Here is a 12,596-nt window from a genome sequence, read left to right as displayed (position 1 = left end):
GCAGCAATTGCGGCTCTTATTGCCCTGGTCCTGACAGGGATACCAACTGCTATCATCGACGATCCGTTCTTCGTCCGGATGACGCCTGTCCGGATGCAGGACTACATCATCTGGGCGGCGACTGCGGTGCTGATCGGCCTTATCGCCGAGACATTCGTCCCCCGGATGCGCGCCGGAGGCGGCGAAGGGAAGACTATATCGGGAGGCTTCCTCTCCATGCTGGCCGTCGGCTGCCCAATTTGCAACAAAGTCGTCGTTCTCTTGCTAGGCATGTCCGGAGCGCTCACCTTTTTCGCGCCCGCACAGCGTTACATCGGTATTGCTTCGTTACTGCTACTGGGCTGGACTCTTCGACTGAGGGCGCGCGCCCTGAGAGGAATCTGTTCCGTCTCAGCCCCTGACAGGCTGAAGGAAATACGTCACGAAGGAGGATGACCTATGGCGGCCATTGACCCGGTCTGCAAGATGACGGTGGACGAGAAGAAGGCGGCGGCCACTTGGGCGTACAAGGGCGTCACGTACTACTTCTGCGCGCCCGAGTGCAAGAAGGCGTTTGAGAAGGACCCGGAGAAGTATATGAAAGGGGCATAGATAAAGCTGTCCAAGTTCTAAAAGGGGAGGGATCACATGGTCAAGCTTGTCCTAGTGTAGTGCTTCCAACGCTTCGTTACGAAGGGGTTCGTCTGGAATCTCCGGCACGAGGGAGCCAGAGGGGGCAGAGCCCCGTAGCCTGTCCTGAGCGAAACCGAAGGAACGGGGGCACTGGGGGTCACCCCCATCCCCCTTAGTTCCCCTTCCTCGGAGAAGGAAGGGGAACTAAGGGGGATGGTTCGCTGGGTCAAAGACCAGGAACAATGCAAAGGCGATCAACGCCGTGAGCCGAGCGCTCGGCGTTGCAGAGTCTCGCAGGTAACGAGATTTAGGAAGCACTACACTAGCATCCCGCCCACAGTGCCCTCGGCAACCGTAGCCCGAACGAGTTCATGGAAGCAGCGAAATTGGCCTGAAACACCTCCAAAAGGCTCGCTCAGTTTGGTGCGGAGAAGGGGCTGGGACCAGTTCAGTTTAGGGCTAGGACTCTCGCTTAGCAACCTGTCCGCATTTCGGGGACAACCTCAGTTACAGAGGAGGCTGACGCTCCCGGAGTATTCAACGGTAGAGCAGCGTCGTCAGATGATGACTCCGTTCGGAGAGCGCTTGCCGTCCAGCGCTGCCCTTTCCTCTTGGGTTAGCAGCAAAGCCTCTTCCATTCCCAACACACGCGAACACTCGCGCACGACGTGGCCCCAGGTGCACCCATTGACGAACAGCATGCCGCTGACAGTGAGCGTCCCTCCGGCTCCACGAAAGCCAAACGCAGCGGTGCGTCCGTAGCCGGTGTTGAGCGGGCCTAAGACGCCCAGCATCGGTTCGGGGCGGGTGTGGACAAGGAAAACCCGCGCCTCCAGATGGCCTGGGTAAAGGTCCCGCACAAGGGACGCTGGCGCGGCATGGTGGCGCTCGCCGTCGTTGCGCGACGCACGAAATCTGCCCGGCTCTTGCATGTAGACCACGGAGTGTGACACGGCTCTGTCCGCCAGCCGGTTGGACGCGAGAATTACCTGCTCTAGCTGGTAGCTCCCTATGGCCGTAAGCACCAGCCGTTGCCCGGGGAGGTCATAGCCCAACCATTCCAGGCGGATAGCCCCCTGGTCCATCAACTGCATGGCCTCCGCTTCCGTAAAGAGGTCCGCCACCGCATCCTGTTTCGAAACTACAAGCGTCCAAATTTGGCCCCTAGTCTGGTAGAGCGTGCGCATCGTCTCAGCGGCTGCGTTGTGATCGGGTGGGAACACCACGCGAGAGAGGTCAGAAAACTCCCCAAGCATGGCTTCCGCCATCGTCGGGTCCTGATGGGATAGTTCGTTCTTGCCGTTCTCCCAAGTGTGGGAGGTGAGTACCAGAGGGACGGAAAGCCAGCCGGGTGCCTTGCCTGCCTCCCGTAGTTGGCTGGTGAAGGTGATCTCCTGGCGAAAGAGGCCCAGCATCTTGGGCGCAAAGGCCTCGTAGGTATGGACCAAGTTGATGCCGCCCTTGTTGCCTAGGGCCGCAGAGGCTATTGCTTCCTCGTTGAGGGCGGTAATCACTGCACCGTAAACGTCCTCGGGAATCCCCCCCTCAGGCGCAGTGACACGGAACCTCAGGTCGTCCAACGTGCTTTGCAACCTGTTGGACCGCATCTCATCGGGGTTGCCCACCCTGGGGCGCAGATGCGGATTCGCCTGGACGGTCGCGAGGAACACGCTATCCACCGCCGTCATAGGCGACGACCGTGTCCACCGGCTGGGGGCTTTGCGGTCGGCAGGCACGGGACGAGCTTGGAGGGGAGGGCTCGCCTTGAGCGACACGTTCCGCTGGGCAAGGGCGCTGTCCCGTTCCTTGGGTCTGTCTGAGACCGTGTGACGCTGCAGCAGCCCCACTGCTTGCTGCAGTTCCTGCACCGGTACCCAGAGGCGACGTGCGCTTTGGGCGAAGAGCTGCGCCGACTGGACGTCCACGCTGGGGTTGCCAGGCAAGGGCAGGTTGTGGGCGAGGTTGGTCCCTGCGCCATAAAAACCTGCGCCTTTGGGCGCTACCGCAATGCCGTACGGAAGCGGCACGGGATACTGCGCCCTGCCGGAGCGCACGGCCTCACCTGCGGTCTCAAGTGCAGTCTCCTGTTCAATAATCGCCCAGGCAAATGCTGCGGGGTCTGCACCGTCGAAGATGACGGGGCTGAAGTTGTTCAGGCGCAGGTGCTGGGCCAGCCATTCCGGGCCGCCCTGCTGGGACATGGTCGTACGCTGGTCAATGCGACGCCCGTTGTTGATCATGATAGGAGTGACGAGGCCGCAGTCCTCAGCCCGCCACCAGCGTGGGGCCCAGTCGCTGCCGCGTTGCTCCTCGAAGGCGCCGTCGCTAAGGAACGCTACCAGCCGCTCACCTTTCAGTGGCATGTGGACATATTGCAGTTCTACGAAGCCCAGGTAGCCTCCTTCCGCCAGCCCTCCCGCTGTATGGGCGTTGACGTGGCTGCCCAGTGGAGAGTCCTGCCGCCCATTGCTGTTGAACTGATAGGAGTAGAAATCTCGCACGTACCTGGTAAGCCCTTCATCAGTCAGGGAGTAACGGCTGCTATGAGCAGCCAACATGTTGTCCAGTAGGAGATTGACCGAGTCAATCGCCGCGACACAGTGGCCCTGCCCCATGATCCATGAGCGGGTTATCCCCGTGATTGCATTTGCAGCCAGGTAGCCGACATAGGCGGGCACCATATTGAGGGAACCGCCTGTGTGCCCTTCCGGGTGGGACTTGAAGTCATCTCTCCGGAGGTCGCGGCCATCCAGAAACACGTTGTGGGCGTAGGTCATGTGGACTACCAGCCACATGGCGGCATTCGTGATTCGGTCAGCAGCATAGATGACATCGAAGAACCCAACACCGTCGCCGTGGACGCCCTTCGCCTTGAGCGATTCTGCCATGTGAATGACCCTCACCTGGGTCTCCACAGAATGCTGAATTGCACCATAGCCTCTTGCCCATCTGTCTGCCTTGGGGTCATGCCGGCGATAGTCTTGCACCGCCTCTTCGGCGCGCAGGGCTTCGAGATCGCTCTGCTGGTTTTGCATTGCTGGCTCCATCTCCCCACGTCTTTAGGGCTATTGCTGACCTAGAGTCCGAATATACCTCGCCGTTTCACGGGCGATAACCAGTTCCTCGTCCACAGGCATCACGTAGGCGCCGATCCCCGCTTCCGTTGTAGCGATGTTTGCCTCTATGCCGACCGCGTGAGCGTTCCGGACATCGTCCAGGGCAAGACCGCACCATTCCATACCTGAGCAGATGCGTGCGCGGACCTCCGGCGCGTGTTCCCCAATGCCGCCCCCAAACAGTACGGCATCGGCGCCTCCGAGGACTGCCAAGTAAGCCCCAATGTACTTACGCGCGCGGTAGCAGAACATGTCGACTGCGAGGGAGGCGGAGGCATCGCCTTGGCGTTGCGCCTCCAACAGATCGCGCATGTCAGCGGAGCGCCCCGAAACGCCAAGGAGGCCCGATTCATGGTTCAGCCACTCTTCCACTTTCGCTACCGGCACGCTCTCCTGACTAGCGAGATAGCCCACGAGAGCAGGATCAAGGTCGCCACTACGGGTGCTCATCATCAGCCCTTCCAGAGGAGTGAACCCCATGGAGGTATCTACGGAACGTCCTTCAGCGATGGCCGCGACGGAGCATCCGCTGCCAAGCTGAAGGGTGATAAGGCGGAGCGCTTCCGCAGGGCGGCCCAGAATCTGGGCATACCGCTCCATCATGAAACGGTGAGCAAGGCCATGGAACCCGTACCGGCGGACGTGATGCCGATTGGCCAAGTCCCTTGGGATGGCATACTGGGCAGCCACGTCCGGCAGTCTGTGATGAAAGGCGGTATCGAAGACTGCTACCATGGGCACTGCACCCCCCATTGCTTGGCGCGCCGCTCCAATGGCCTCGAGCGCCGGCTTGTTATGGAGGGGAGCGAGCTTGCTTGCCTCCTCTATTGCACCAATGCCCTCGTTATCCAACAACACTGGCTCAAAGAACTGCCAGCCGCCATGTACGATACGGTGTCCTACCACCACTTGCTCCCTGAGGTCCAGCAACTGTTGAGAGGACAGCTGGTCAATCGCCAGCCTCACCGCATCCGCATAGCCTCGCACAGTGGCCGCTGTGTTGAGGGTTTGGCCGCTTGCAAGCCTAAACTCGAGATGGGCCTGCTGGCCGATGCGGTCGACTTTGCCCAGTACGAGAAGGCAGATGTGGTCCAGTGGCGCGCCTTCCGCGAGATCGAAAAGGCGAAATTTCAACGTGGCGCTTCCGCAATTAAAGACCAGGATATGCATGAGGTGGCCTCACTCGTCGAAACATGCGCCCCTAAGTACTTATGAGCATCTTAGCAGATACAGGAGTCTGTTTCCCTTGGCTGGAACTGCGGCGCAGACACGAGGAAGGTTCGTTGACCAGGACGGGCATCGAACGAGACCTGGGCATCGCTCGGAAACGGCTGGGAGACATTCCCGCCGAGATGGACCGGCTGATCGAAGGCTACGGCAAGGGGCTCATACCCGACGACCGGATGCGGTTACGGATGAGCGCGCTGACCGTCGAAAGGGACGAACTCACGAAGACAGCAATGGAATTGGAGCAGAAGCTCCAGCGCCTTCAAGCGGTCGAGGACATCGAAGACCATGTCCTCGCGTTTGTCGAGAAGGTTCGCGGCAAGGTGGATATGCTAGACGCGGGGGGTCGTCGCCGTCTCCTGGAGCTTGTCTTGGAAGACGGGACGTGTCATAGTGATCATGCCATCGTCCGGACAGTCATCCCGCCCCCAGATACGGAACTGTCCGGTCAATTGGGCGTACCCCCTCAAGAAGGGGGCCAGAGGGATGAGGTCAACCACCCTACCTCGCGGGACGCCCGCCGCGCCTGGCCGCCGGCGTGGCGTCAACCTTGCCACCGCGCAGTCGCGCCGTCTCCTTGACGATGTGCGCGAAATCGTCCGACTTCAGGCTGGAGCCGCCCACCAATGCGCCGTCTATCTCCGGCTCGCGGACGAACGCGCCGATGTTCGCGCCCGTCACGCTGCCGCCGTACAGCACGCGCGTGGCCTGCGCGAACGCCGGGTCGTACAACTGGGCCAGCGTCTCGCGCACCACCACGGCGACCGCCGCCGCCTCTTTGCCTGTGGGCGTCTGCCCGGAACCGATGGCCCATATCGGCTCGTAGGCGACGACCAGCCCGTCTGGACGCAACACTCCATCCAGCGCGCCGCGCACCTGCTGACGTATGACGTCGTTGGTCTTGCTCGCCTTCCGCTGCTCCATCTCCTCGCCGATGCACAGGATGGGATTGAGGCCCGCCGCTACGGCCGCCCGCACCTTCCGGTTCACGGCGGAGTCCGTCTCGCCGAAGTGTCGGCGGCGCTCTGAATGGCCCACGATCACATACTGGCAGATGCCCTTAAGCATCTCAAGCGCCACTTCCCCGGTGTAGGCGCCTTTTGCCTCGTGGTGCACGTTCTGCGCGCCGACTTTTAACGACGACCACTGCAGCGCCTTGGCGACCACCGTCAGGGAGATGAACGGCGGGCAGAGCACCACCTCCACGCCCCGGACTCGTGCGAGAGCCTGCCGTATGGAGCGAGACAGCTCGCCCGCCTCCAGGACGGTGGTGTGCATTTTCCAGTTGCCTGCTATGAACGGAACACGTGTCCCCATTGGTTATGCCCCATACTTCATAAGTTTGCCCGCGTGGGCCAGAGCCTGCAGCATGACACGGGTCGCCGGGAACTCACCCAGAGCGCCCTGTCGGCACGCCCGCTCGTTGAAGCCGGCGACGCCGAGGCCGCCGGTCCACCGCGAGTGCAGAAGGAACGGCACCGGGTGCCAGCTATGCCCTTTCAGAACGGCGGGCGTCGAGTGGTCGCCCGCCACGATAAATACGTCCGGCTTCATCTCCAGGAGACGCGGAATGGCGGCGTCCAGCGCCTCCAGCATCGAGACCTTGCGCGAGAAGTCGCCGTCCTCTCCCGCGGAGTCCGCCGGCTTGTAGTGCAGATAGAAGAAGTCGTGGTCGCGCCAGCGCTGGGCCAGCGTATCCATCTCCTCGCTGAAGGTCATGCCCGTGGGGATGACCTCCATGCCCACCAGCCGGGCCAGGCCCCTGTACATGGGATAGGCGGCGATGGCGGCGGGCTTCAGCCTGTACGCCTCGCCCATCTGGGGCAGCCGCGGAAGCTGGGAGAAACCTCGGAGCATCACCATGTTCGCGGGCGCCGCGTCCGCCAACATTCCGCGGGCCTGCGTCACCCACTCCGTCACCAGCTTTGCCGTCTTACGCCCCTTGGCCGACTCCGCCCGAGTGTCCAGAGGCGCCACGCCCGTCTTCTGCGGGTCTGTCTCCGACACGTCCGGCGAGAGGCCCGGGCCGCGCAGCATCAGCACAAAGCGGTGCTCCCGCACCGGCGCCACCTGCACATCCACGCCCGCGAGCTTGATAGCAGACAGCCGCTGGCACAGCTCCGTACAGCGCTCCGTGGAGATGCGCCCGGCGCGGCGGTCGGTGATGAGGCCCTGCGCTTCAACCGAGCAGAAGTTGCCGCGCGCGGCCACGTCGCCATCGCGCACGTCCAGCCCAATGCCGATGGCCTCCAGTACGCCGCGCCCAATGATGTATTTCAGGGGGTCGTAGCCGAACAGTCCCAGGTGTCCCGGCCCGCTGCCGGGCGTCACCCCCGCCGCCACGGGCACGGTCAGCCCGCAGGCGGAGCGCTGGGCCAGACGGTCCAGGTTAGGGATGCGCGCGGTCTCCAGCTCGCTCTTGCCTGTCTCGGGGTGCGGCAGGCCGCCGAGACCGTCGGCGACCAGCATCAGTATCTTGGACGGACTGGACTCGACGATATCCGCCAGATGAGGAAAATCAATCACCGGCGGCCTCCCGCGGACGCCTGCCGTGCGCCTGACAAGAGGGCTTTGTCTTTCAAGACGGCCACGCCGGGCAGCGCCTTGCCTTGAAGAAACTCCAGCGAGGCGCCTCCGCCAGTGGACACATGGCTCATCTTGTCGGTCAGGCCCAGCGCCTCTACCGCCTCCGCGGTGGAGCCGCCGCCCACGACAGTCGTCGCCTTCAGGCTTGCCAGCGTCTCCGCCAGGGCCTTGGTGCCCTGCGCGAACGCGCGTATCTCGAAGATGCCCATCGGCCCGTTCCACATGACAGTGCGGCACCCGCGAAGCTCCTGCGTGAAGCGTTTCGTCGTGTCCGGGCCTATATCCGCGATGAGCCAGCCGTCCGGTATCTGCTGGACGGGGACGACTCTGGACGGCGCGCCGGACTTGATTTCCGTGGTGATGACCACGTCCGTAGGCAAGAGAAGCGCCTTGCCCAACTGCGAGGCCTTGGCCAGAACGCCTGAGACGTAGCTGATGCGGTCCGGCTCCAGCAGCGACTTGCCGATGCCGTGACCCTGGGCCTTGAGGAACGTGGCGGCCATGCCCCCGCCGATGAGCACCGCGTCCGCCTTCTCCACCAGCCTGTCCAAGACGCCTATCTTGTCGCCGACCTTGGCGCCGCCAAGGACCGCCGCGAAGGGCCGCTCCGGCGACTCCAGGATACGCGACAGGTAGTCAATCTCCCTCTCCATGAGAAGGCCCGCCACGCACGGCAGGTACTGGGCCACTCCGACGATGGAGGCGTGCGCCCGGTGCGCCGCGCCGAAAGCATCGTCCACGTACACATCGGCCAGGGAGGCCAGCGCCCTGGCGAAGGCGGGATCGTTCTTCTCCTCCTCCACGTGGAAGCGCAGGTTCTCCAGCAGGAGCACTTCGCCTTCCTTGAGGCACGCCACCGCTTGTTCCACCTCCGGCCCCACGCAATCGCGGACGTAGCACACGGGCAAGCCCAGGAGCTTCCCCAGGCGCTGGGCTACCGGCGCCAGACGCTGCTTCTCGTCCACGGCCCCATTCGGCTGGCCCAGATGAGAGCAGACGATGATCCTGGCGTGCTGCTTCAGAAGATAGGTCAGCGTGGGCAGCGCCGCGCGGATGCGGCTGTCGTCGGCGATAACGCCGTTCTGCAACGGTACGTTGAAGTCAACGCGCACGAGGACGCGCTTGCCCTGAACGGGGATGTCGCGTACGGTCAGCTTCTGCATAGTCTCCTTCCTGGAAGCTTATTGTGCAGGTGTGGCCGCGGACGGCCCGTCCATTATACGAAAAACGCACCATCACGGCTAGACCGGATGATTTGCTTGATGGGCCACATCAGGACTAAACGCCAGGCTGTCCCAGGAGTCGCGCCAGGGCCACCAGATCCACTGTCGCCCTTTCGCCGAGAGACACCCGCCGCAACGCTTCGAGGGCCTCTTCCTGCAAGCGCCGCGCCGTTTCCTCGGCGTGGGCGCGGGCGCCCGCCTGCTCCAGAAGGCCACGGAGTTGCGCCATGTCCCCGTCATCCAGAGCGCGCTTGCCATAGAGCGTCCGTAGCTGCTTCTGCTCTTGAGGAGACGCCTTCTCCAGCGCGTAGAGCACAGGCAACGCCTTCCGCCGCGCCCAGAACTCGCCGCCATGCTCCGCGGACGCTCCCGGCGCGTTCCACACGGCGGCCACGTCGTCGCGGAGCTGCCGCGCCACGGCCAGCTTCTCCCCGTAGGCGCTGAAGGCGGCGGCCACGCCAGTGTCACCGGACGCGACGGCGGCGCCCACACCCGCGGCGCAGCCCAGCAGCGCGCCCTCTTTGCGCGCCAGCAGGTCCATGTACCGCTGCACGCCAATCTCAGGGCGAAGGCGCGACTCCGCGTCCATGATCTGGCCCTCGCACTGGCGCAGACACGCCTCGTCCAGCATCCCCGCGACGCGCAGCGCCCGGTCCGGCGGCAGCCCGGCTTCGCCCAGGCTGAGGACAGCCATGCGCGCCAGGGCATACAGAGCGTCCCCCGTAGCGATACCCTGCGCTGGCCCCCACGTCCACCACACCGTCGGCCTGCCGCGCCGCTCAGGGCTGCCCTCCTGCATATCCTCGTGGACCGCAAGGGCGGCGTGCAGCAGCTCGACAGCCGCCGCCGCGGGCAGCGCCGGGGTGTGGCTTCCAGACAGGGCCTCGCAGACACGGAGACACAGAGTGGCGTGCAGGCGCGGAGGCGTGCGGCGCTCGGCGGGCTGGCCTTTGTCGTCCTCCCAGCCCAAGTGCATGGACATCATCCGCGCAAGCCGCCGGGGCGCGCGTTCCACACGCTCACGGAGGACGGCTTCCACGTCGTCGCCGTAGCGGTCGAAGAGCTCGGGGTAGGTCCGCGCGTCGGACATCAGGCGGGTCGCTAAGCAGCCGCGGCTAGGGCGCTATGCCGGACTTGGGAGATGGGCCGGATGCCTGCACGCCTTCCATCTGACGAATCTTCTCCACGCGGCGGGCGTGCCGCCCTCCCTCGAAGGAGGCGCCCAGGTACGCCTTCACGATCTCCACAGCCTTCTCCGGCGTGCAAACGGACTCGCCCAGACAGAGGACATTGGCGTCGTTGTGGGCGCGGGCGCGCTCCGCGGTGGAGGCGTCCACGCACAGGGCGGCGCGGACACTCGCCACCTTGTTGGCCGCGATGCTCATGCCGATGCCGGTGCTGCACACCAGCACGCCCTGCTCCGCTCTCCGCTGCGCCACCGCCTGGGCCACGTCCCGCGCGATATCCGGATAGTCCACCGACTCCTCGGTGAACGCGCCCACGTCCTGGACCTGATGCCCCGCCTTCCGCAGGTAGTCGGCAATGGCCCGCTTCAGGTTCAAGCCCCTGTGGTCGCACCCTATCGCTATGCGCATGGCCCCTCCTACGGCGCCAGTCCGCAGACCTCTTCGATGTCAACGCGCGCCACGGCCCCCTGCCGCATGATGCGCGGCGGGTCAACGGTCACGTCCAGCACGGTGGACTCGGTCCCGCCGGGAGGCGGGCCGCTCGTTATGACGAAGCCGACAGCCTTCCCAAGCTGGGCGACGATCTCCTCCGGCGTGCGGGGGTTCGGCGCGCCGTGCCGGTTGGCGCTGGTGCCCACCAGCGGCGCACCCAGGCCGCGGGCAAGCCCCAGCGGGACGGGGTGCCGCGGCACCCGCACCGCCACCCTCGGGCCGCCCGCCGTCACCACGTCCGGCACAGCCGGGCCGCGCCACACCACCAGAGTCAGCGCGCCGGGCCAGAAAGTCTGCGCCAGACGCCAGACCACATCCGGCACGTCCACGGCCACGCGCTCCATGTCCGCCACGTCCGCCAGCAGCAGCGGGACGGCCTCCGAGAGCGGGCGCGTCTTCGCGGCGAAGACGCGCCGCACAGCCTTGCTGTTGAACCCATCAGCGCCCAGGCCGAACAGCGTATCGGTGGGATAAGCGACGACGCCACCCGTCCTGAGGACGGCTACCCCTCGCTCAATCTGTTTGTCCAGCTCAGTCATCATAGCTGCGTTCGCCTTGACTCAGTATAGCACGGGTGCTAAGCTACGCATACGATGACCCCAGACCAGGCGCCTCCGCAGGACCCGCAGGCCGGCCCTGGCCGTCGCGTGACCGCCAGCGGCGATGCGGAAGTCTCCGCCTACCTCGAAGTCGCGGAACAGAAGCTTGGGCGCCCCTCCGTCACGCCGGGCGAAGAGACGCCCGCGGCGCGCCGGGACGCCATCGCAATCATTGACTTCGGCTCCCAGTACACCATGCTCATCGCCCGCCGCGTGCGCGAGGCCCACGTTTACTGCGAAATCATGCCGCACGACGCCCCGCGCGACCGCCTGGACGCCCTCCGGCCAAAGGGCATCATCCTCTCCGGCGGGCCCGCCAGCGTGTACGACTCGGGCGCGCCGATGGCGCCCTCTTATGTCTATGAGTCCAAGGTGCCCGTCCTGGGCGTCTGCTACGGCATGCAACTCCTGGCCCACCAGCTCGGCGGCAAGGTGTCGCCGGGCCTGAAGCGCGAGTACGGGCACGCGGTGCTGCACATGAGCGCCAGCGACCACCCCGTCAAGAGCCGCCTCTTCGCGAACCTTCCGTCGGCCATGCCCGTGTGGATGAGCCACGGCGACCAGATCACGCAGCTCCCCCCTGGCTTCACCGCCCTGGCCTACACGGACAACGCGCCAATGGCCGTCATGGGAAATGACCAGGGGCTTATCGGCCTGCAGTTCCACCCGGAGGTGGTGCACACGCCCATGGGCCGTCAGATCCTGACCAACTTCCTGTACAACGTCTGCGGCTGCCGCCCCACCTGGACGCCGGGCAACGTCATCACCGAAGCCGTCGAGAAGATACACCAGGAGGTCGGCGAAGGGCGCGTCATCTGCGCCCTCTCCGGCGGCGTGGACTCCGCGGTCACCGCGACGCTGGTGCACCGCGCCGTGGGCGACCAGCTCACCTGCATCTTCGTCAACAACGGCCTGCTGCGGCGCGAGGAGCCGGAACGAGTCCGCAACACCTTTCAGCGCCATATGAAAGTCAACCTGGCGTACGTGGACGCCTCCGACCGCTTCCTGACGCGCCTCAAGGGCGTCGTGGACCCGGAGGAGAAGCGCCGCGTCATCGGCGACGAGTTCATCCGCGTCTTCGAGGAGGAGTCCTCCCGGCTGGGGAAGGTGGACTTCCTGGCCCAGGGCACCCTCTACCCGGACGTCATCGAGAGCCAGACGGGCAGCAATGTGGCGGCCAAGATCAAGACGCACCACAACGTGGGCGGACTGCCGAAGGGCATGCGGCTGAAGCTCATCGAGCCGATGCGCTACCTGTTCAAGGACGAGGTGCGCGAGGTGGGCGTGGCGCTCGGCCTGCCGGAGGAGATGGTCTATCGCCAGCCGTTCCCCGGGCCGGGCCTCGCCATCCGCGTCATCGGCGAGGTGACCCGCGAGCGGCTGGAGAGCCTGCGCGGCGCGGACTGGGTGGTCATGGACGAGGTCAAGAAGGCGAACCTCTACCGCCAGCTCTGGCAGAGCTTCGCCGTGCTGACGGACACGCACAGCGTGGGCGTCATGGGCGACTTCCGCACCTACGGCTACGTGGTCGCCATCCGCGCCGTCGTCAGCGAG

Annotated in this window: 11 protein-coding genes; 3 read left to right on the top strand and 8 right to left on the bottom strand. The window is 64.9% G+C overall.

Annotated features, from left to right (window positions below):
- The first annotated feature begins 6 nt into the window (after nt 1–6).
- Nucleotides 7–435, top strand: a complete 429-nt coding sequence (locus tag Q7T26_09610; GenBank protein ID MDO8532395.1) for a hypothetical protein — start codon at nt 7–9, stop codon at nt 433–435.
- A 3-nt stretch (nt 436–438) separates the two neighbouring features.
- Nucleotides 439–591, top strand: a complete 153-nt coding sequence (locus Q7T26_09605; GenBank protein MDO8532394.1) for a YHS domain-containing protein — start codon at nt 439–441, stop codon at nt 589–591.
- Nucleotides 592–1,169: 578 nt separating this feature from the next.
- Here the strand turns inward: Q7T26_09605 and Q7T26_09600 are convergent.
- The 8 genes from Q7T26_09600 to Q7T26_09565 form a co-directional block, all read right to left on the bottom strand.
- The gene (locus tag Q7T26_09600) at nt 1,170–3,647 is read right to left on the bottom strand and encodes a xylulose 5-phosphate 3-epimerase (GenBank protein ID MDO8532393.1); all 2,478 of its coding nucleotides are present in this window, start codon (nt 3,645–3,647) and stop codon (nt 1,170–1,172) included.
- A 30-nt stretch (nt 3,648–3,677) separates the two neighbouring features.
- The gene (locus Q7T26_09595; protein MDO8532392.1) at nt 3,678–4,898 is read right to left on the bottom strand and encodes an acetate kinase; all 1,221 of its coding nucleotides are present in this window, start codon (nt 4,896–4,898) and stop codon (nt 3,678–3,680) included.
- Between the two features lie 558 nt (nt 4,899–5,456).
- Nucleotides 5,457–6,272, bottom strand: coding sequence for a triose-phosphate isomerase (gene tpiA / locus Q7T26_09590; protein ID MDO8532391.1), 816 nt, complete (start codon nt 6,270–6,272; stop codon nt 5,457–5,459).
- 3 nt (nt 6,273–6,275) lie between these two features.
- Nucleotides 6,276–7,478: a 2,3-bisphosphoglycerate-independent phosphoglycerate mutase gene (locus tag Q7T26_09585; GenBank protein ID MDO8532390.1), complete on the bottom strand. Its 1,203-nt coding sequence runs from the start codon at nt 7,476–7,478 to the stop codon at nt 6,276–6,278.
- Complete coding sequence (locus Q7T26_09580; protein MDO8532389.1) at nt 7,478–8,704, bottom strand: phosphoglycerate kinase; 1,227 nt, start codon at nt 8,702–8,704, stop codon at nt 7,478–7,480. Before Q7T26_09580 ends, Q7T26_09585 begins: the two co-directional genes overlap by 1 nt.
- A gap of 115 nt (nt 8,705–8,819) precedes the next feature.
- Nucleotides 8,820–9,854, bottom strand: a complete 1,035-nt coding sequence (locus Q7T26_09575) for a polyprenyl synthetase family protein (GenBank protein ID MDO8532388.1) — start codon at nt 9,852–9,854, stop codon at nt 8,820–8,822.
- Nucleotides 9,855–9,879: 25 nt separating this feature from the next.
- Nucleotides 9,880–10,359, bottom strand: a complete 480-nt coding sequence (rpiB, locus tag Q7T26_09570) for a ribose 5-phosphate isomerase B (GenBank protein MDO8532387.1) — start codon at nt 10,357–10,359, stop codon at nt 9,880–9,882.
- 8 nt (nt 10,360–10,367) lie between these two features.
- Nucleotides 10,368–10,985: an L-threonylcarbamoyladenylate synthase gene (locus Q7T26_09565; GenBank protein MDO8532386.1), complete on the bottom strand. Its 618-nt coding sequence runs from the start codon at nt 10,983–10,985 to the stop codon at nt 10,368–10,370.
- A gap of 51 nt (nt 10,986–11,036) precedes the next feature.
- On the opposite strand from Q7T26_09565, the gene guaA reads away from it, so the two are divergent.
- Nucleotides 11,037–12,596: glutamine-hydrolyzing GMP synthase (gene guaA, locus Q7T26_09560; protein ID MDO8532385.1), on the top strand; the 1,560-nt coding region annotated here is incomplete at its 3' end.

Source organism: Dehalococcoidia bacterium (assembly GCA_030648205.1).
Lineage (GTDB): Bacteria > Chloroflexota > Dehalococcoidia > JAUSIH01 > JAUSIH01 > JAUSIH01.
Note: the sequence above shows the minus strand (reverse complement) of the source record. Positions and strands in the feature narration are given on the sequence as shown.